Source organism: Blautia sp. 1033sp1_1033st1_G9_1033SCRN_220408, assembly GCF_040929965.1.
GTDB lineage: Bacteria > Bacillota > Clostridia > Lachnospirales > Lachnospiraceae > Blautia_A > Blautia_A ammoniilytica.
The window spans coordinates 1-20,616 of sequence record NZ_JBFKZO010000028.1 but is presented as its reverse complement, the minus strand read 5'-3'; the positions used below and the strand labels follow the sequence as shown (position 1 = coordinate 20,616).

Sequence of the window (20,616 nt, the reverse complement as noted above, 5' to 3'; positions counted from 1 at the left end):
TTTCATTAATTATTGCATTTTAATTATTTCTATTGTATTTTCAAAACAACTATAGTAATATAAAATTATCACAATAAAGGAAGGTCTCATATGCGTTATAATGTTCCACTATATTTCGAACGAAAGAATATCAAAAGTTCAGATATTTTTTACCTTACCAGACAGAATCCTCACACAATCATTACGCTTTCCTCGGGAGAAAGCATTACGACTACAATCCCGATAAAAGAACTTATGCTCTACTTACCGGAAGAAGATTTTCTAAACATCTCAAAAGGCGTTGTTCTTCGAAAAAATCAAATTGTTCATATATCTGACGAAGGACTTTATACAATGACTGATGGTGCTGTCTTTCAAGGAAGAAAACGTAATCTGAGTCAGCACAAACAAATCCGTAAGGAACTTGGTTTAAATACGCAGGACCTTTCGGATGTTTCAGAAGACAGCTCTCTTCAATTATTTGATAACTGTAGCTTTCTCAATGATATGCCACTTGCTTTTTGTATTATTGAGCTTGTATTTGATGCGAATGGACATGGTGTAGACTTTGTATTTCGTTACTGCAATGATGAAATGGCTGTTGTTGAGGGCGTTCCCGTTTCAGAAATGTTGAATCGTTCATTTTATGAAGTCTTTGAAAACGGGGATAAAAAATGGCTTGTTACTTATGCGGATGTAGCGTTAAACGGCAATAAACATATCCTGCATGATTATAGTCCGGAAATCGACAAGACTCTGACCATCTACTGTTTTCAACCAGCTCCGGGATATTGTGCATGTGTGTTGATTCCGTCTTAAAAAAGTGCCAAAACTATGAAAGACCTATCGTGGATAATGACTCCACAATAGGTCTTACTTTTTATCAGCTATGCATAAATCAGTTCCTGCGCCTGTTTATTCAGATCTGCCTGACACCTTGTATAGTTATGAACTCAGTAGTTGGTACTATTCTCGTAACCATCTACAGATATCAACCACTTGCACTCCTTTATAATCATAAGTTTCATGATGTGTTCTTGCAATTATCATCTTAGGATATGCATCTCTTATTGCAAGCAAAGGCGAATATTCTCTTTCAAATGTTTTTTCATCTGAAATATTATCGCTTACCTGAATATATATTTGAGCCTCACGTTTCTTTGCTACAAAATCTACCTCCTTTTTATAAAGTTTTCCCACATATACCTCATATCCTCTCCTACGCAACTCCAGATAAACAATATTTTCGTAAACTCTTCCAAAGTTCATGTTTCGTGTACCATTGACTGCATAACGAAATGATGTATCGCAAAGATAATATTTACTATTATTTGCCAAATACTTTTTCCCTTTTAAATCATAGCGTTTTACCTCATAGAACAGAAATGCATTTTCCAAATACCCAATGTATTTTGACACCGTCTTTCTGGTTATCTCACCCTGGTCATTTTTTAAAGTTTTGCTGATATTATTAGGCGAAAGTAAATTACCGATGTTATCCATCATGAATTCAGATATATTAGTGAACTCTGATTTATTTCTTATTTTATACTTTTCAACCAAATCTCTGATAAGAATGGTTGAATACACATCCCTAACGTAATCATACTGTCTGTCCTCAGTCTTATATACATAAGATCCAGGCATACCACCAATTCGGACATACTGATCAAAAGCTTCATCATACCTGTCTGTAATTCCATAATAAGTTAGATATTCCACGAAAGAAAATGGATATACTTTTATTTCCATCGTTCTTCCGGTAAAAAGTGTCGCTAAATCTGAGCTTAGCAAAAATGCGTTTGAACCGGTAATATAAATATCATAAATTCCTTTTGCATAAATACTATTAATTGCAAGTTCAAACTGCGGGCATAGCTGAACCTCATCAATCAATAAAACATTCGTCATTCCCTCTTTGTACTGTTCCAAGACATACTTATGCAATGCATGATACTCCAATAAATGATCAAACTCTAATTCCTGAAGGTTTATCATAACAATATTTACCAGTTCCTCTAATGACTGCAGATAAGAGACAAACTCTTGCAGCAATACCGATTTACCGCTTCGTCTGATGCCTGTAATTACTTTTATATCCGGTGTCCCATACAATTCAATCAGTTCGTTTAAATACTCTTTTCTTACGATAAGCTGCATGCTACGATCTCCTATTCCCACTTTTTTAAAATTATTCATTTTTTGGTATTAGTTTTTAATTTTGATTTCCTAGATATTTCCCACACTTTTTCAATGGAAAAGGGGCAGATGGAGCAAGAGTCGCACTGTAAATTATATCTTCAATTATTTCCTTACTGATCTCATGCCTTTTATATTTTCTTATACTCCTTCTGTTCTCAATTTCTTTAATCATAGATCTTCCCTTCCTATCAATTATCGTCTATAAGCACTCTTGCGATACTATGCACTATCCTCACATTTCATATAAAATTTTGAATTCTACAAACTTGAATTATCTATTTGCATAATCAATCAAAATCTTTTTGCAACTACTACAACGATAAGCTTCACAATGGGGGATTCCGCCTGAACCTTTACTCAGTTCCAAATCGTCCGATTTTTAATACGAAAAACTTTTGTCAGATTATCAACTGCAAAAGTAATGTCTCGTGAGCTCATTAGGTATCCTCTTATCATTTCCTCACCACAATATGGACATTTCATGCTGATTTTAAGATTAAGTTACACATCCAACAACTCAATTAACTTATCAAGAAATGCCTCTTCCCCCCATGTATTAATTTTGAAAAATACAGCTTGGCTTCCTCCCGCTGTAATTGCGGAAAGTTGAACTGGATCTTTGTCATTTTGAAAAAGTGTAATATTAAGACTCACTCTGTTTCCTCCAGCATAACTGTAACGCTCAAAAACACGAACGCTGCAACGCGCAGTTCCACTTCGAAAGTCACTGGCATCTTCTAGCGTTGCTGACATACTGCCATTTATTATTCCGTCTTCAATTTTGGAAAGTAACTGATCAAAATCTTCATTTATATATCTTTCTATTTTTGCCATGCACAACACCTTCCTCTCAACTATCTACACTGAAATCTGGATCACTATTTAATTCCTGGAACATTTTTCTGCATCGATTGCCAATACAAACATCAGAACATCCAACGCATTTCCTGGATTCTGTACATCGATGATATAAGTATCTGTCATATGAAACAGTTCTTTACTAACCCGTGCAATTGAATAACCGCTTCGATCAAGAATACTATAATCCCATTCCATAATGGTTCCATCAATATGCCATCCATTGTAATCAATATTATAATGCGGCGTCAGGAACGAGAATTCTTTGCTCAGACATCCGATATAACTGCCATTTTTATAAATTTCGAATTTAGGAAGGAAGGTAAGAACTTTCTCAACAACCATTCCTACTTCATTTCCATAGGCATCATAAATTATAAGTTTATGCCCCCAGGCCAACTGGCCTTTTACTACATAAACAGTGTTGCCTGCTTCATCATAGATATCGTAGCTGTCAAACCATGAAAACAACCTTTGTTTAAACAATAGCTTCATAACTTTTCACCACTCTCTCCAACAAATATAATAGTTTCTTTATAAGTACCATAATACCATGCCAGAACACATAAAAAATATACTAAATTTCATTTTTCACATTGGAACCTGTTTTTTATCTGTCCGGCTGTTGTATATATGGAGGAATCTTCATACAACTATCGGATTTTGATATGGCTAAAATGCAGTGGCTACAGAATAAAATTTTTTAAAAAGTGATAATACATGCATGATAAAAGGTGCCGCAAAGCGACACCCTTAAATATGTACTGATATTTATTTTTAGTCCAAACTATTCCTCATCCAAAATTGTATCAAGAGCGATAAGTTCTCCCGGTTCAAGTGGTTGAATAATAAACGGTGAATGACTTACACTTCTTTAAATTTCGAATGCTTGGACAATGCCATTGTCACTGCAAATCCAACAACAAGTGAGATCAGAATTCCGATCATATAATTCAGCATTCCGCCGGACTTGATGCATACGAATCCGATGATTCCTGCTGCTCCCGGGGAGATATTCTGAACATTTGTCAGTGTCACATAAGCACATCCTACAGCAGAACCGAACATTGCTGCATAGAATGGATATTTCATCTTCAAGTTGACTCCGAACATTGCTGGTTCTGTAATACCAAGCAGTGCTGAGATACCGGAAGAAACTGCGATACTCTTCATCTTCTTATCCTTTGCACAGAACATTGCTGCCAGTGTTGCTCCACCCTGAGCCACATTGTTGCATGCTGCGATTGCAAAGAGGAAAGATCCGCCTGCTGCAATCAACTGGATATCAACCGGGAGAAGACTGTGGTGCATTCCTGTCATTGTTAATGGCGCATAGATAAATCCGAAAATAAATCCACCGACAACACCTAATGTATCATGGAGCCACAGAATACCATTTGTAATCCAGTCTCCGGCTGTACGCATCACTCCACCTACCACTGTAAATGTAAGGAATGCTGTTACGAGTACGGAAAGTGCCGGTGTCAGGAGGTTGTCCAGATATTCCGGAACTACTTTGTGAAGTTTCTTCTCGATAAATGCAAGGATTGCTGCCGCTGCAAGTACCGGAAGTACAGTTCCCTGATATCCAACCTTCTCAATTGTCAGCGCTCCGATATGCCATACCGGAACCGTTCCCTCTGTAATGGCTGTACCATAAGAATATGCATTCAGAAGATCACCGGATACCATGATCATTCCCATAACTGCTCCAAGATAAGGATTGCCACCGAACATCTTTGTTGCTGAGAACCCTACAAGGATTGGCAGGAATGCATATGCTGCACTTGCAAATGTGTTGATCATAGATGCAAGATCTGCAATATTCGGATATGCTTCAACAAGTGACTTTCCTGAGATAAAAAGTCCTTCTGCTGTCAGAACATTGTTCAGACCCATCAGAAGACCGCTGGCAACCAGTGCCGGAATAATCGGTACGAATACATCCGCCAGCATCTTTACCAGTTTCTGTAACGGATTCATCTTCTGGTCAGCAGCCTTTTTCACTTCATTTTTTGTACTTTCTTTGATGTCTGCATACTGAATAAAATATTTGTATACTTCATCTACTGTACCACTTCCGATGATGATCTGAAACTGACCGCCTGTGGAAAACTGTCCTTTTACAAGCTCTGTCTTGAGAATTCCATCTACATCTGCTTTGCTCTCATCTTTTAATACCAGACGTAATCTGGTTGCGCAGTGAGCCGCGCTGATTACATTTTCTTTTCCGCCTACCAGACGCAGAAGTTCACTTGCTGCATTCTGGTAACTCTGCTCTTTACTCATTCTAACTCCTCCTGTAACTTCATTTCTTTTCTATCTCAATCAGGATTTTCTTAGTACCATCGTTGTACTTGAAAAGTCCTGTCTGATTCTTGGTATTCGGATTCCTGCATACATCAGTTCATCCCCGCCATACTCCTGCCCGGTCTCACAATCTGTGTAAACTGCATCCGGATCCAGTCCTTTTAAGCGAATTACCGGAACCCTGTAGGCTGAGCGTGCAAGGATCTGCACGTGAGTGAAGATGACTTCCATTCCATCTTCTGAAACAATATTCCAGGCACTTTGATTCTCCTGAAATGAATCCGCCAGCCGGTAATAAGTTCCGAACTGTACGGTTCTTCGTCTCCTTTTATATTCTGCAATCTGCTCTCTGACTTCTTTCTTCTCTTCTTTTAAAAGCTTCTTCAAATCCAGTTCATATCCAAGATTGCCTGCTGCCGCCACGGCAAATCTTGTAGCAAGCGGTGTGGTCCGTCCGACCTGATGATTCGGACATGCTGACACATGCGCTCCCATTGTAACTGTAGGAAACAGAAAGCTTGTTCCATGCTGGATTTTCAGCCTGCAGACCGCATCTGTATTATCGCTGGTCCATGTCTGTGGCATGTAATAAAGCATTCCTGCATCGAATCTGCCACCTCCACTGGAACAGCTTTCAAACAACACCTGTGGAAAACGTTCTGTCAATGTCTCCATTACCTGATAAAGTCCAAGCACGTAGCGGTGTGAAAGTTCATTCTGATTTTTCCTGTCAAGATAAGCACTTCCAAGATCTGTCAGATGCCGGTTCATATCCCATTTCACATAACTGATATTTCCCGGTACCAACACCTTACTGACTGCTTCGATCAGATATTCGCAAACTGCCGGATTCGACAAATCCAGTACCAGCTGATGTCGGCTGAGTATTGGTTCGTAAAGCGGACTTCGGATCACCCAGTCTGGATGCTCCCTGTAAAGGTCACTTTCCCTTGAAATCATCTCCGGTTCAAACCAGATTCCGAAATCAATCCCCTTCTGTTTCACCTTTTCGGCAAGACTCTGCAGTCCATCCGGAAATTTCTTCTTATCTTCCGTCCAGTCCCCCAAGGAAGTCGTATCTGTATTTCTTCCCTTGAACCAGCCATCATCCATCACCAGAAGTTCGATTCCAAGTTCCGCTGCTTCTTCCGCTAGCGTCAGCATTTTCTCTTCATTGATCTCAAAATACATACCTTCCCAGCTATTCAATAGAACTGGCCGTTCCCGGTCTCTGTACCATCCCCGGCAGACGCGCGTTCTGTATAACTTATGAAATGTATTCGACATTCCGGAAAGTCCATTTACACTATAGACCAGTACAGCCTCCGGTGTGCAAAAGCTTGTTCCCGGTGCAAGCTGCCATCCAAACTGATACGGATTAATTCCAAGCTGTACCCTGATTGTTCCATACTGTCCACACTGAACACATCCATAGAAGTTTCCACTGTAAATCAGGTTTACTCCAAGCACTTCCCCTTGCTCTTCCGTAGTCCCGGGACTTAACAATCCGATAAACGGGGTTGCCTGTGGGCTGCTCGTTCCACGACTGCTTTCAATCGTGACTGAATCCGCACACAATGGACGTCGATACACGTTTTTCTCTTCTGTATGTGCACCGGATAATGTCAGTACATCATATTCCTGTGTTGGAAGATCCATGTTCATGCTTAAGAATCGACAGATTTCTATCGGTTCTGTTCCGTCATTGATCCATTTTGCGAATCGTGTGACCACTGCATCTTCATAGATGGTGTAATATAACAGAATTCTCTGATTTCTCACCTTATCCTGAAGCGTAATCTCCAGTGTCATTGCCTCGGTGTCCGCATCAGTATAGACATGTGGCAGGCCATCCGGAGCGATCTTTCCACTCAGAATGCGATAGCCGTTATAGAAAAATCTTGCGTTTTTATCTCCATTTCTATCTTCTAGTTCGTAAGCTGGACTTCGGAAGTCCCCCTGTCCGGACTCCGGAAATTCCCTCAACTGTATATCCAGAGAAAATGTCCTGTCTTCCGCTATCGGATTCGCGCAGAATCCACGGTCGTAATAATAATCCTTGATGCCGCTGTGCCATCTCTTTATTCTTTTTCCGTAGTAACAATGCTTTAAATATCGCTGTTTTTCTACTTGAATCACATAACTGATCTTATCGTTATATAGATGAAAAACCTGCTGTTCTTCCTCAAAACTGATCTGCATTCTATTCCTCCACTCTCTCATTCTGCTTCATTTCATCGCTTGACTAAATGCATTATAACTTCCATCTCTTTTCACTTTCAATGGTAATGCAGATTATTGAATGGTAATTTCTTGCTATTTTTTATTGATTGCTATATTATAATATCGGATATAAAAACCAAAAACTAAGATTTCTACAGATTGTTTCGTGTTGCGCCCCGCAATCTTCGTTTATTTTGAAAGGAGTACTTTTTATGACAAACACAAAATCATCTGCCCAACCGCCTTTTGATTCCGTCGGTTTTCATATAACCTCTGCACTTCCCCTCCAGACACTTCGTGGAATCGGCATGCATCACATCACTTCCCATGACTATCATTGGGATAACCGAGTCCGCAAAAACTCTTATGTATTACTTCAGTACACGATTTCAGGAAAAGGAAGTTTCCAGACACCAGACCATACCTATCCTCAACAGGCGGGTGATCTCTTCCTTGTTCAAGTACCCGGAGACAGCCAATACTCATTACCCGATGATTCGGAATGCTGGGATGTTCTTTATCTAGAATTTTCCTCCGAGTGTCTCCCTCTTCTCTACCACATTCATCAATCCTGTGGACCTGCTTTCCACCTGGAAGCATCCAGTACTTTACCTGAACAGATGAAACAGCTCTATGCTGATGCGATTTCCAATCAGTTAGCATCGGTATTTGATAATTCCAAAGCGGCCTACGCTTTTCTTTTAGATCTGGCAGATTATGCATTGGAACACCCGGCACTTTCTTCACCTCGTGTTACACTGGCCAAGAATTATCTGGATTCCAATTATTACAACACGGATCTGAACCTTGACGAAGTCGCTGATGCCGTCGGGCTGTCCAAGTATCATCTTTGCAGAGAATTCAACCATCTCTATGGAATCTCGCCCGGAAAATATCTGGCGAGTCTGCGTCTTCAGAAATCCTGTGCACTTCTTTTACAGAGCCACCAGCACACAATTGCCGAAATCGCCTCCATGGTCGGATTTTCAAATGATAATTATTTTTGTAAGGTCTTTCGAAAAGCTTTCGGAACTACACCAACTCAATATCGGCTTCAAAATCAGAACTATGATCTTGTCCGCGTTCTCCATGATTCGCATCCCAGGATTCCATCTGATAAATAACCGCCTCATATGGTCTGAGTTCTGTAATTTTTTCCGCGGCAGGCGTATCTGCATAATTACTAAGCATGACCTGCCCGGCTCTCTTACACTGTAACTTTCTTGTCTTCTCATGAAAGTTACAGACAATCAGCCATTTTTCCTCCTCCAGCGTTCTTGTATAGATATAAAGGTCTTCATCCTCCGGGAACAGCAGTTGATAAGTTCCGTATACCATAACTTCATGTTCTTTCCGAAGCTGAATCAATTTCTGATAATGATAGAAAACGGACTCTGGATCCGCTAATGCCTGTTCTACATTGATTTCCTTATAATTTGGATTGACTCTGTACCATGGAATTCCTTCTGTAAATCCTGCATTCTTTTCGGCATTCCACTGCATCGGTGTCCTTGCATTATCCCTCGCCTTCGCCCGGATTGCATACATGGTCTCTTCCTCTGTGAATCCCGCTTTCAGACGTTCTTGATAAATGTTCTGTGTCTCAATATCAGGGAATTCATCAATCGTCTGAAATGGAACATTCGTCATTCCAATCTCTTCCCCCTGATAGATATACGGTGTCCCCTTCATTCCATGAAGCAGTGTCGCAAGCATTTTTGCAGACAGAACACGATAGTCTCCGTCATTTCCCCAACGGGAAACGATTCTTGGGAGATCATGATTATTCCAAAATAAACTGTTCCATCCATGACCTTCTAACTCTGTCTGCCATTTGCTGAAAACATACTTCAGATCCGGCAGATAAAGTGGTTTCAAATCCCATCTTTGTCCGCCCGGTTTCTTATCCAGCTGAATCTGTTCAAACTGGAAGATCATACTAAGTTCTTTTCTTGCCGGATCAGTATATAATCTTCCGATCTCCGGGGTCGCCCCCCAGCACTCACCAACCGTCATGCTGTCCCTGTGACCAAAGGTCGCTTCGTTCATCTCTTGCAGGTATTTATGAAGCATCGGCCCATTCTCTTTGATTTTCTGATCCGGTATCTTTCCAATCAGATCAATCACATCCATACGGAAACCTGCAATCCCCTGATCCAGCCACCAGTTCATCATGTCATAAATTTTCTGCCGCAGCTTCGGATTCTCCCAGTTCAGATCTGGTTGTTTCTTACTGTAAAAATGCAGATAATACTCATCTGTCTCCGGCGAATACTCCCATGCACTTCCACCGAAATTTGACATCAGATCATTCGGTGGCTGTCCATCTCCACCTTTCCTCCAGATGTAGTAGTCCCGATATGGATTATCCAGGCTTTTCTTTGCTTCTATGAACCATGGATGTTCATCTGATGTATGGTTCACTACCAGATCCATAATGATTTTGATATCATTATCTTGACATTTTTGTATCAATATCTTCATATCTTCCATTGTTCCAAACTCCGGGTAAACCGTACGGTAATCAGAGATATCATATCCATTGTCATCCTGCGGCGACTGATAGATTGGACAGATCCAGAGTACATTAACTCCCAGTTTTTTCAGATATTCAATTTTCCCTGTAATTCCTGGAATATCCCCCATTCCATCCCCATTGCTGTCCGCAAAACTCCGAGGATATATCTGATAAACGACACTGCTCTGCCACCATTTCTTCTCCATCTTATGTCCCCTTCTTGCTTTTTTTATTCGAACCAAGTATAATACAAAAAATAAAACGATACTTTCATTATTTTATCAAAAAATAACACAATATTATGCAACAGTTCAGCCATGCGGCTGTATAAGGACAGACTATCGTTATAAGCTCGCTTATATAAAATAGTCTGTTCTTATGCAGACATAGGGCAGACGCCCCTAAGCGAGGATTCGTCACGCAGTGTCGAATTCGAGCTGCATGGCTGAACTGTTTCACTATAAGAAAGGAGATCACTCATGTCACGTTCCTTAAAAGAGACAAATTTTCACGGAACCCCTATGTTCCCCTTACAGATTTATTCTCATAAAGATAAGAACGGTTTCTATTCCGTTACTGCCCACTGGCATGAGGAACTGGAATTTCTCTATATTGAGGAAGGAACTATGCACGGAATCATTTCCGGAACCCCTTATGAAATGAAAGCCGGTGAATTCTATTTCATCAACTCTGGTGAACTGCATGAACTAAGCGCACACAACCATTCCCTGCATCATGCAATCGTTTTCGATCCTCAATTACTTAATTTTGATTTGTATGATGCCTGTCAGTACAATTTCATCCAGCCAATCACACAGAAGAAACTGCTCTTCCCAAACAACATCTCCAGTGCTCTCAGTCAGGAAGAACAAGAAAGTCTCCGACAGCTTTTTCTTGAATTGATCTGTAATTACCACTACCCGGAACAATGTGCACTTCTCAAAATTAAGATCTGTCTTCTACAGATTTTGGAACTCTGTTTCCGCACAGAAATTCTTATACAGAACCAGACTACCGGAAAGCAGCTCTCCTCCATGAATCTGCTGAAGGAAGTGCTTGATTTTATCCGGTCACATTACGCCGAAGAAATTACATTAAAAGAACTTGCTGACATTGCCTGCATGAGCCCGACCTATTTCTGCAGATATTTCCATCAGGAGATGGGAAAAACACCGTTCGCCTTCCTGAATGAATACCGCATCAAAAAAGCTGCTATCCTTTTGGATGACAGCTCACTGTCTGTTTCTGATATTGCCATTAACTGTGGATTTGACAACATCAGCTATTTCATTCGTAAGTTCAAAGAATACCAGGGAATCACCCCCAAAAAATACAAAAGCCGGAAGATGCCAGAATAATATTTCTTTATTTGAGAAATATTCAGCAAACAAGTAGCAAGTACAACATTATAGGGATCTTTAAAAGACAAAGATGACCCAGTAAGTAGATGTAATTAAAGAAATAGTATGATATCATGTGAATAACAATCGAAATTTGAAGCGGAGGTATGTATTATGAATATAGGATTTTGGTCGTGTATAATTTTGGTAATACCATTTCTGATTATAGGTGTGTTATTTGCGATTTCTAAGGAAAAAGCAGCAAAATTTGTTTCAGGATTTAATTCATTTTCTAAAGAAGAACAGGCATTGTATGATAAAGCACGTTCTTTTAGAAAAATTTAGTCGTTGACAGATAACATATCTTGCATTATAATACATTTAACAATTAGGTTAAATGTTAAATGAGGAGCGTGATGAATTCTTGGGTATACAAGATACATTAAAAGCACTGGCAGATCCAATACGACGTGAGATTTTAAACTTATTGAAGAATGGACGGCTTTCTGCTGGAGAGATATGTGAACATTTTTCAGTAACGGGAGCTTCTATATCCAGACATCTGGCAATATTGAAGGAGGCTGATTTAATCCGAAATAAAAGAGAGGGAAAATTTATTTATTATGAATTAAACACTTCCGTATTGGAAGATGTCATGTTGTGGATTATAGATTTGAAAGGAGCATCGGACGATGAAGGAAATGATAAAAAAATATAGAGGTTCATTAATTTGTTCTGTTCTGGTAATGCTCATCGGGGTTTTAGTAGGATTCACTAGTACACAGAGCATGTGGGCAAATGTGTTTTTTGTAGTGACGGATTGTGCGCTGGTGGCAATAATATTTTATGATAACCGGAACAGACAGCAGAGCCGCAAGATTATAGGAATGACGATGTGGATTATACCAATTATAACATTACTCTATAATGGTATTACAAGACTGGTCAATATGGGTGCAGATATGGAAAATCTGTTTATGACGGTAATTTACTATGGAACTGGACTGCTGTTTATGGTTATTGGAAATTATTTGCCAAAAGTGAAACAGAATAATACCATAGGAATAAGAGTTGTATGGTCTTTAATGGATGAAGAAAACTGGAATGCAACACATAGATTCAGCGGCAAATTATGGATGGCATCAGGTATTTTATGTATGCTTTGTGGACTTTTTGGGGAAAGCATGGCTGCACTGGTTGTGTATATTATAAGCATTATGGCAGCTGCAATCATTAGCATTCTCTACTCCTACCTTTTTTATAAGAAAAAGCTGGCAACCGGAGAAGGCTTAAAAATTCAGTATAATACAAAAAAAAGTGTGATATATCTGATCATCGCAATTTCCACTATTGTGTTTACTATATGGATTTTGTTTTGTGGAAGTATTCAGATTCGTTGTAATGATCGTGATTTTAACATTGAAGCAAAAGGATGGAATGATTATACAGTGGAGTATTCGCAAATTGACAGCATTTCTTATGAAGAAAATGTATTGCAGAACGATAATGGTTACAGAACTAATGGTCTTGGAAACCTGAAGTATGCTATGGGAAACTTCAAAAACGATATCTTCGGAGATTATATCCGCTACACTCATGCCTCCTGCCATTCATATGTTGTCATGAACATAGATGGAAAAATATTAGTTGTAAATGGGGAAAATGACGCAGAGACAAAGGAAATCTATCAGAAAATAAGTGAGAAGGTGTCAAAGGAAAGAAAATAGTTGTCGGAAACGCTGAGAAAAAATTATTCTCAGCGTTCAATGCTCCTCCATCCAAATTCGGATAGATTAATGCTTTGTTTGTGTGATCGATAAGCATGGATAGAAAAGCGATGTATTTAAGCTGCGCTCCTGAAAATATTTTGATTCTCTCTTTTACATTATTCATAAAAATTAGTCCTTTTTTTCAATTTCTTTTTTTATCAAATTTCCTACACTTGAAAAGTGCGAATATAATAATCGTTTCATGCAGATGCTCCTTTATCAATTCCGATTTGTATTTCTGTTTGTTTTAAAAATGGGCAACTCCGATTGGAATTGCCCACTCATTGCACTAATTATGCGATTTTTTCTTGCTTGCACCGATTTCTGCATCAATTGATGTAAGTTTGATGTAAATCGCTGTTTTTTTTAGTTTTTTGATAAATGCTTGACTGTAAACCTTGTTTATAGCTTATTATTAAGTAAAATAGAGTTGCTCGAAAGGAGGGCATAATATGACTATAAAAGACGTAGAAGAGCGAACAGGTTTATCCTGTTCTAATATCCGTTTTTATGAAAAGGAAAAACTTATTGAGCCTTCGAGAAATGAAAGTAATGGTTATAGAGATTATTCTGAAAATGATGTGGAAAATATAAAGAAGATTGCATATCTACGTACATTGGGAATTTCTATTGAAGATATACGAAGTATTATATCCGAAAAAGTAACATTGCAGGAAATGCTTGAGAAGCAAAAGGAAGTATTAAAAAATCAGATTACTGATTTGAATAAGGCGAAACTCATGTGTGAAAAAATGCTGGGTGAAGAAAGTATTAGTTATGAAAAATTACAGGTAGAACAATATGTAACAGATTTGCATGACTATTGGAAAGATAATCGAACTGTTTTCAAACTGGATTCCGTCAGCTTTTTGTATATATGGGGAAGTATGCTTACCTGGACTATGATTACCGCACTATGCTTGATTATTGGGGCTTTGTCTTATTCTAAGTTGCCGACAGAAATTCCAGTACAATGGAGTAAAGGAGTGGCAACATCCCTAGTTAATAAAAACTGGATTTTTATTTGTCCTGTTATATGTATCATAATCCGTTATTTATTAAAACCTTTTATCTATGCGAAATTGCAGATGAACAATTATTATGGAGAAATTATAACAGAGTATTTGACAAATTATATGTGTTTTATTGTGTTGTCAGTGGAAATCTTCTCCATACTTTTTACTTTCGGAATGGTAAAAAGTGTTGTTGTACTGTTATTTGTGGACACGGCAATTTTTATTGGATTGTTAGTAGTTGGTTTGGTAAAAATGGATTTGAGAGGGAAAGAAGTTTTATGATTCAAATTTTATATTTCAGAAATAACAATAAGATACTATTTTTCCCACGCCTACTATGAGAACGGCGGCTATGAGATAGAAATTGCATATACTGGCGAATAAAAGAACCGCTGTTGCATGGTTTATTGGCTTCCATGTAGCTGGTATTCGGCTGAGGTATTGAAAAAGATAATTTTCAATAATTTTTCAAAAATCAGAATCGACAATTCATGACAAATCAACCCTGAATCGGGGAACGTTTCTCATAGAAAAGAACTACAAAAAATAAGAAAATAAAAACGGAAAACCATTGTCTGTAGTATAAGTATTTGTTATTATGAAGTAAATAGCGGATATTTTACAAAGTAAAGCTTAATCTAGAGAATCTGCCAGTGGAAGGCCTCTGTAGATACCAAGGTATACAAAAGGAGAATGAAAAAATGAAAAAAGAAGACATGTCCTGTATCGACTGCGCAGTAAAAAACTGCAACAAAATGGATAAAACCTATCCGGATTTCTGTCTGACAACACACATGGATGAAGAAGTTCTAAATGAAGCTATGGAATGCTACAATGAAGACGAGAACCGCAAAGTAACAATCGCTGCAGCTGAAGTAGAGTATGAGAATTACTGCAAACATACCCGTGTCGAAGAAATCATGGATTTTGCAAAGAAGATTAATGCGAAAAAGATCGGGATCGCAACCTGTGTCGGATTGTTGAAAGAAAGCCGTATCCTGGCAGATATCCTGCGCAGACATGGCTTTGAGGTGTATGGTGTCGGCTGTAAAGCCGGAACACAGAAGAAGACATCGGTCGGCATCCCGGAATGCTGCGAAGGTGTCGGTGTGAATATGTGTAATCCGATCCTGCAGGCAAAGCTTCTGAACAAGGCGAAGACGGACCTGAATGTTGTGGTCGGACTTTGTGTGGGGCATGACAGTCTGTTTTACAAATATTCCGAGGCACTGACTACGACAGCAGTGACGAAAGACCGTGTATTGGGGCATAATCCGGTGGCGGCGCTTTATACTGCGGATAGTTATTATTCGAAGTTGAAGAAGAGTGAAGAAGAGTAATATTTCTAATTTTGGCGTTTAAAGATACATAAAGATATCCCATTCAAGCATTTCTCTTTTTATCCAACGAAAAAAAGAACACACAACACTCTGTATGTTCTCTTTCTGTATGTGAAGTCCAATATTATACTTTGAAGTAGCTATCCAATCCTTTGAACTCTTCCGCTTTCATTTCTTTTGTAACATCAGCATAGATGTTCAGTGTAGTTCCTATCATTACTGCAAAGACCGGATACCAGTGTTCATATACAGGGTGGGGTTTCAGGAAATGTACTTCTGCTAAACTGTTATTCATAGCCAAACCTCAACCTCCTTGTGCTTAGAGTAGTAGTAATGTATATCAAAAGGCTTTTACATATTAGATAAAAGCATGTAAAATTTCTTTTACATAGCTTAATTGCGGTCTATTTAGCTTGTTTCTTGACTACTCAGGAAAAATATTTCTACCCTCGCCCCACCTGTATTTTCAGAATTTGAAAGTTTAATACCTCCACCATATTTTTCAGCCACAGTTTTTGCAAAAAATAGTCCCATCCCATAATGGGCTTCGCCATTTCTACTTGTGTCATCCATAAAAAACTGCTCTGTGCCATGCAATAATGCTTCTTTTGTAAATCCTGATCCGCTATCCTCCACAATGAATGTCAGCCGGTCATCCTGCTCCTTTGCGTCAATATAAATGATTCCATTTTCTTTTGTATGCTCCACTGCATTCTGAATCACATTCATTACGGCTCGGAACATTGAATCATAAGCAATCGTTACCTTTTTATCACTTTGTTCCACCTTCCAATCTATCTTCTGGTGATAGATTTCTATCAGTCCGAGTGCCTGTTCCTTTATATCTGCGAAAAAATCTTCTAACCTCACCGTTGTATAGGTAACATCACTGCAATTCCATGATTTTGTGACATCTATCAACTGTTTTACATAACTTTGTATCTGTGTTGTGCCGTTCAAAACATAAGTGATATTATTCTTCTGTTCTGTGGTCAGTTCAGTCTCTGAAAGTAGTTCTGCATTTCCCCGTACAATCGTAAGAGGTGTTTTAATATCATGCGCCAAAGCAGACATCTGTTGTTTCTTTTCCTGCTCTGTTTTCCACTGCTTTTCTAAAGATTCTCGCAATGCATCTCGCATATCATCGATTGCCGATAAACAGTCATCAAACTCTTTGATACCGGAACAGGATGTCTCATATTCCAGATTTTGATCCTTTATTTGTCCGATTGCGTCTAATACAGGCTGCATCTGCTTTTTGATTCTTTTTCCAAAACGTATGGACGGAATGATGATAATCGCTACCGCTCCAATCACAGACATAATAATCATCACATTCTGTGGTCCTATAAAATGCTCCCTCAAAAAAGCTGAATGATATTGAGGTGTCAGGCGATATTGCAATACAACATATTCATTTTCCCTTACAATTACTTTATAAAAATATTTCCCGGATGCGTTTCCGTACTTTGCAACATTCCATGCTATCTGTTCGTATTGTTCTGACAGATCTCCACCTATTTTCTCTCCATTCTCTGAAAAGATTACATAATCACAAAGTGCGGGAATCATCTCAGCAGTCACTTTATCTGCACGTAGAATCGTATCATATGCTTCATTAATCTTTTGCTCTGCATAATTTGCCGGATAAATACAGCCCACACTAATCAAAAGGTACAGCAGCAGATAAGCAACAATCACCAAACCAACTAATGATCCAAGCATGACCAGTACATATCTCATAAAAATCCTGCTGAGTGCATTGCTTCTCTTTACTCTTCCCATTTATATCCAATCCCCCAGACTGTTTTTATCGGTGTATAATCATAATCCGCAAATTTTGCTCTTATATTTTTGATATGCGTGATAATGGTACTGTCATTACTCTCATTGTCAAAGCCAAAGACCGCTTCCAATATCTGTTCCTTCGAGAAAACCTGTCCTCTGTTTTTAGCCAGAAATTCACAGATTTCGTACTCCGCTTTCGTAAGAGGAAGTTCCTTATCATCAACCAATAGTTTCTTTTGAGATATTTGAATACAGACCCTCCCCAAAACCATCCGGACAGAATGTTCCCTGTGCTCTCTTCTAAGATGTGCATTGATCCTTGCCCGAAGTTCCATCACTCCAAATGGCTTTGAAATATAATCATCTGCTCCTAAAGAAAGTCCGTTTACCAGACTGTTTTCCTCCGTTTTTGCGGTAAGAAACAAAATCGGACAATCCACAAGTGCCCTAATTCTTTTGCATAATTCGAAGCCATCAATTCCAGGCATCATAATGTCCAGTAAAATCAGGTCATAACGATGTAATTCTTCCATATTAATTTTTAGTGGATTACTTACTTTAGTAACCAGATGTCCATCCTTATTCAAAATGCTTTCTATCATTTCCAAAATTGCCGGTTCATCATCAACTGCCAGTATTTTTGCCATAGTTTCCCTCGATTCTATTCCGATATTCTGTTTCCTTCCCAGTGGTTTACCCACCAAAAATAGTATACCATACTAATCCCTGTAAATATTAAGCAACCTGGTATGAATGACAACCATTCACCTACACTAGTTTCTCCCAATACAGATTAACTCTAACCGTTCATCTGTTAGCCTTCAGGAAGCAGGTGGACAGTTAGAGCGTTCTGAAATTAGAGACAGAATTAGTGAGTTAGATGAGCATATTGCTGAATTTGAACAGAAACTATATACATCTAATAAAACAGGAAATCAGTACAAAAAATTTGATTTTAAGTTTAATTTTGCTATTAAAGAGCTTAGTTATGATTTAATCTTCTTTGATGGTTACAGTGTATATCAATAGGTGGGGTATAAAAACCCCGGCATATATTGTGGTATCTATCTATTATATAAAAGCACAAAATAAGGCTCAAAAGGACACTTTCCCTTTTGAGCCTATACACTTTATCAGCTAACGTATTTTGCTTTCATTTTTTCTCATGGTCATGAGGCTTTTTTCTCTTAAATCGCATTCTATGAATCCTTTGATTGTTCTTTCTGTTCTTCAATAATTCGTTCGGTTGCTTTATGAATCCTATCCTTGGAATAGGGTGGTCTTAAATTCAATGACAACCGTCCTTTTCTGATCATATACGTTTCACTTCCATCCTCAGAAAATCCTTTCAACCAGCAATCATCTGGATACTTCTCAGCAAAAGTCCGTAACCGTTTCTGCAAGCTCTGATTGAAGGTATACACATCATAGAATCCGTCATCTTCATTGGTCAGAATAATCGTTTCTTTTTCACACTTTAACCTTCGCATATTCTACCCCCGCTTTCTTTCCATTTCCTGATCCAGATATTTTGGTATCGGCTTTCCGGACCGGCGAGCAATAGCAATCTGTTTCTGATGCAGTCGTTTAATCACGGATCTTCGTTTCTTAGGTTTGCCATCCTTTTGATTTCTGGGAGTCTGTTTGTTGCTGCGGGCATCAGAGATCTTTTCTAGATTCTTCTTCTGATTATTTACCAGACCGTCCACCATATCATAATTGGCTTCGGTACCAGATTCTCGGCTCCGTTCATAAGTGCCGTTCTGGTAAAACTTCTGGTAATGTTCCAGACGGAGTTTGCCATCCTGTTTTAACTGTTCGACCGGGTTTAGCGGTATCTGCTGTTGGATGTAATTATGAATCTTTTGTTTTGTCTTTTCATCGAATTTCTTACATTCTTCGACAACCATTTTTCCATAAGCATCCAGGATAACTCCCTGGGCCTGATCCCGGTATACCTGATGCTCCATCAGATAAAACTGTTTCCCGTCGATGATGATGGTGTCTGTGGCAATCCAGTTTCCTTTTTTCCCCTCGATCTGATAATTCTCAGTTTCCATAGTGATCAGTGCTCCGGATGTGTTGATACGAATGAATCCGGCAAGATACTGTGGATAGTTTTCATCTACATAATAGCAGCTGATTTCTCCGTTCTTATTCAATACGAGCACGTCACTGACTTCGCATTGTTTTTTCATCCGTTTCCAAATGTCAGCGACTTTTTCATTTTCCTGCATTTCACGAATCGAGATTAATCGGTAATTTTCGACAGTAACCGACACATTCTGCTGTCTTGCCTCTTGATATGGCAGATGCCACAAGACTTTTCCTGCTGTCTGCTGATCAACTCGGTAGACGGCAAATTGATTAAGTTTCATAGGCATCGTCCTCCAGGTTGTTCAGATAATAATTCAGATCCAGAGAATAGTAGTATTTGTCTTCAATCTGCTGTAATTTTCCAACTGTAGAATTGATGATCTCGATCATTTCTTCATTTTCAGGATCACTTTTTTCCTGTTCCAAAACTTCCAAAGCTTCCTTCAGTGTTTGGATTGTTTCTTCCTTTGTGTGCTGCCGGAAGATAGCAGTGATAGTCAACTCGTTTTCTTCCAGGTTTACGTTTCTCATAGGCTCATTTCCCCCCTTTTCTTTTTCGGTATTGGTTTCATCTGTATATTCAGCTCTTTCTCATTTTTTTCTTCGCTTATACTTTTTTCGTTATCCACTTTTTTATTAGATTCCAAAGGATTTTCCACATTTGGATGCTTTTCTGCCATATACTTTTCCACACGACCGATTGCATTTTGCACATAAGAATTCTCTCTAAATCCAGGGATCGAATTCAGAAATTCTTTCTGTATTTTCCCTTCGATCATCAAGCTCTGCATTCCTTCATAATCACTTCCGTCTTTCAGATCAAAGCCAACACATTTCAATCCATGCATACGTTCTGATGGGATTTTCTCATAAGCTTCCAGGGCTTCCGGTAATGTCAGATCATAGTGAACTTCACCCATTACAGGAAATTCAGCACATTCAGCCGCATAAAAGCTGATACATGCAAGATCATTTTCATAATCCACATTTTCAATTTCCGGGACGATATCGAGTATTTTTTCTCTTTGTGCTGCAAAGTCTGGAAGTTCTGCAAATCCAAATCGATCCACGTAATATGCTTGCATATCCCCACCATGGTTTGTAATGATCACATCACTGACTGACATAGCATGTGCTTTATAATCTGCCGGTGGATTATCGTTGAACATAGCGTAC

24 protein-coding genes and 2 pseudogenes are annotated in these 20,616 nt (G+C 38.8%); 8 read left to right on the top strand and 18 right to left on the bottom strand.

Annotation, left to right across the window (positions count from 1 at the left end):
• Positions 1-234 precede the first annotated feature (234 nt).
• Positions 235-798 carry a hypothetical protein gene (locus tag AB5916_RS15680; protein WP_368191713.1) on the top strand — a complete coding sequence of 188 codons (564 nt, stop codon included), beginning with the start codon at positions 235-237 and terminating at the stop codon, positions 796-798.
• A 147-nt stretch (positions 799-945) separates the two neighbouring features.
• Here the strand turns inward: AB5916_RS15680 and AB5916_RS15675 are convergent, their stop codons facing one another.
• The 8 genes from AB5916_RS15675 to AB5916_RS15640 all read right to left on the bottom strand — a co-directional run bounded on the left by AB5916_RS15675 (position 946) and on the right by AB5916_RS15640 (position 7,551).
• Complete coding sequence (locus AB5916_RS15675; protein ID WP_343019444.1) at positions 946-2,139, bottom strand: ATP-binding protein; 1,194 nt, start codon at positions 2,137-2,139, stop codon at positions 946-948.
• Positions 2,140-2,194: 55 nt separating this feature from the next.
• Positions 2,195-2,353, bottom strand: coding sequence for a nitroreductase family protein (locus AB5916_RS15670; RefSeq protein WP_226865849.1), 159 nt, complete (start codon positions 2,351-2,353; stop codon positions 2,195-2,197).
• A gap of 99 nt (positions 2,354-2,452) precedes the next feature.
• On the bottom strand, positions 2,453-2,548 hold the full coding sequence (locus tag AB5916_RS15665) for a PF20097 family protein (RefSeq protein ID WP_368191710.1): 96 nt from the start codon (positions 2,546-2,548) through the stop codon (positions 2,453-2,455).
• Positions 2,539-2,664 (bottom strand): PF20097 family protein, encoded by a 126-nt coding sequence (locus tag AB5916_RS15660; RefSeq protein WP_368191708.1) that lies wholly within the window; start codon positions 2,662-2,664, stop codon positions 2,539-2,541. The genes AB5916_RS15665 and AB5916_RS15660 overlap by 10 nt, the downstream gene beginning before the upstream one ends.
• A gap of 18 nt (positions 2,665-2,682) precedes the next feature.
• Entirely contained in the window at positions 2,683-3,015 is a 333-nt protein-coding gene (locus AB5916_RS15655) for a DUF6054 family protein (RefSeq protein WP_055162954.1), read from the bottom strand.
• A gap of 48 nt (positions 3,016-3,063) precedes the next feature.
• Positions 3,064-3,534, bottom strand: coding sequence for an LURP-one-related/scramblase family protein (locus AB5916_RS15650; RefSeq protein WP_055162952.1), 471 nt, complete (start codon positions 3,532-3,534; stop codon positions 3,064-3,066).
• 369 nt (positions 3,535-3,903) lie between these two features.
• Complete coding sequence (locus tag AB5916_RS15645; protein WP_343019445.1) at positions 3,904-5,328, bottom strand: sucrose-specific PTS transporter subunit IIBC; 1,425 nt, start codon at positions 5,326-5,328, stop codon at positions 3,904-3,906.
• A 39-nt stretch (positions 5,329-5,367) separates the two neighbouring features.
• A complete protein-coding gene (locus AB5916_RS15640) occupies positions 5,368-7,551 on the bottom strand; it encodes an alpha-galactosidase (RefSeq protein ID WP_343019446.1) in 2,184 nt (727 codons plus the stop codon).
• Between the two features lie 233 nt (positions 7,552-7,784).
• Here AB5916_RS15640 and AB5916_RS15635 point away from each other — a divergent pair, with 233 nt between their 5' ends.
• On the top strand, positions 7,785-8,696 hold the full coding sequence (locus AB5916_RS15635; protein WP_368191705.1) for an AraC family transcriptional regulator: 912 nt from the start codon (positions 7,785-7,787) through the stop codon (positions 8,694-8,696).
• On the opposite strand, the gene AB5916_RS15630 is transcribed toward AB5916_RS15635, so the two are convergent.
• The gene (locus AB5916_RS15630) at positions 8,605-10,296 is read right to left on the bottom strand and encodes an alpha-glucosidase (RefSeq protein ID WP_343019448.1); all 1,692 of its coding nucleotides are present in this window, start codon (positions 10,294-10,296) and stop codon (positions 8,605-8,607) included. The two genes, AB5916_RS15635 and AB5916_RS15630, sit on opposite strands and share 92 nt — an antisense overlap.
• Positions 10,297-10,569: 273 nt before the next feature.
• Between AB5916_RS15630 and AB5916_RS15625 the strand changes: the two genes are divergently transcribed.
• The 4 genes from AB5916_RS15625 to AB5916_RS15610 all read left to right on the top strand — a co-directional run bounded on the left by AB5916_RS15625 (position 10,570) and on the right by AB5916_RS15610 (position 13,157).
• Positions 10,570-11,448 (top strand): AraC family transcriptional regulator, encoded by an 879-nt coding sequence (locus AB5916_RS15625; RefSeq protein WP_343019449.1) that lies wholly within the window; start codon positions 10,570-10,572, stop codon positions 11,446-11,448.
• A gap of 156 nt (positions 11,449-11,604) precedes the next feature.
• Positions 11,605-11,775 (top strand): DUF3784 domain-containing protein, encoded by a 171-nt coding sequence (locus AB5916_RS15620; RefSeq protein ID WP_343019450.1) that lies wholly within the window; start codon positions 11,605-11,607, stop codon positions 11,773-11,775.
• 79 nt (positions 11,776-11,854) lie between these two features.
• Complete coding sequence (locus AB5916_RS15615) at positions 11,855-12,148, top strand: autorepressor SdpR family transcription factor (protein ID WP_055162945.1); 294 nt, start codon at positions 11,855-11,857, stop codon at positions 12,146-12,148.
• A complete protein-coding gene (locus tag AB5916_RS15610; protein WP_343019451.1) occupies positions 12,123-13,157 on the top strand; it encodes an SdpI family protein in 1,035 nt (344 codons plus the stop codon). Before AB5916_RS15615 ends, AB5916_RS15610 begins: the two co-directional genes overlap by 26 nt.
• A gap of 16 nt (positions 13,158-13,173) precedes the next feature.
• Here the strand turns inward: AB5916_RS15610 and AB5916_RS15605 are convergent.
• Positions 13,174-13,323: pseudogene (locus AB5916_RS15605) on the bottom strand (conjugal transfer protein TraX); the annotation flags it as partial.
• Positions 13,324-13,651: 328 nt separating this feature from the next.
• Here AB5916_RS15605 and AB5916_RS15600 point away from each other — a divergent pair.
• Positions 13,652-14,497 carry a MerR family transcriptional regulator gene (locus AB5916_RS15600; protein WP_343019452.1) on the top strand — a complete coding sequence of 282 codons (846 nt, stop codon included), beginning with the start codon at positions 13,652-13,654 and terminating at the stop codon, positions 14,495-14,497.
• A gap of 419 nt (positions 14,498-14,916) precedes the next feature.
• Complete coding sequence (locus AB5916_RS15595) at positions 14,917-15,555, top strand: DUF1847 domain-containing protein (protein WP_008705300.1); 639 nt, start codon at positions 14,917-14,919, stop codon at positions 15,553-15,555.
• A gap of 124 nt (positions 15,556-15,679) precedes the next feature.
• On the opposite strand, the gene AB5916_RS15590 is transcribed toward AB5916_RS15595, so the two are convergent.
• The 8 genes and pseudogenes from AB5916_RS15590 to AB5916_RS15555 form a co-directional block, all read right to left on the bottom strand.
• A complete protein-coding gene (locus AB5916_RS15590; RefSeq protein WP_170962601.1) occupies positions 15,680-15,850 on the bottom strand; it encodes a hypothetical protein in 171 nt (56 codons plus the stop codon).
• Between the two features lie 113 nt (positions 15,851-15,963).
• Positions 15,964-17,340, bottom strand: a complete 1,377-nt coding sequence (locus tag AB5916_RS15585; RefSeq protein WP_343019453.1) for a HAMP domain-containing sensor histidine kinase — start codon at positions 17,338-17,340, stop codon at positions 15,964-15,966.
• Positions 17,328-17,990, bottom strand: coding sequence for a response regulator transcription factor (locus AB5916_RS15580; RefSeq protein ID WP_006858444.1), 663 nt, complete (start codon positions 17,988-17,990; stop codon positions 17,328-17,330). Before AB5916_RS15580 ends, AB5916_RS15585 begins: the two co-directional genes overlap by 13 nt.
• A 14-nt stretch (positions 17,991-18,004) precedes the next feature.
• Positions 18,005-18,136: pseudogene (locus AB5916_RS15575) on the bottom strand (lantibiotic immunity ABC transporter MutG family permease subunit); the annotation flags it as partial.
• A 406-nt stretch (positions 18,137-18,542) separates the two neighbouring features.
• Positions 18,543-18,833 (bottom strand): molecular chaperone, encoded by a 291-nt coding sequence (locus tag AB5916_RS15570; RefSeq protein WP_118004269.1) that lies wholly within the window; start codon positions 18,831-18,833, stop codon positions 18,543-18,545.
• Between the two features lie 3 nt (positions 18,834-18,836).
• Complete coding sequence (locus AB5916_RS15565; protein ID WP_343019454.1) at positions 18,837-19,721, bottom strand: DUF4316 domain-containing protein; 885 nt, start codon at positions 19,719-19,721, stop codon at positions 18,837-18,839.
• Positions 19,711-19,971, bottom strand: a complete 261-nt coding sequence (locus tag AB5916_RS15560) for a transposon-transfer assisting family protein (RefSeq protein WP_343019455.1) — start codon at positions 19,969-19,971, stop codon at positions 19,711-19,713. Before AB5916_RS15560 ends, AB5916_RS15565 begins: the two co-directional genes overlap by 11 nt.
• The coding region (locus AB5916_RS15555; RefSeq protein ID WP_368191699.1) for a YodL domain-containing protein at positions 19,968-20,616 on the bottom strand (649 nt) is incomplete at its 5' end. The genes AB5916_RS15555 and AB5916_RS15560, both read right to left, overlap by 4 nt.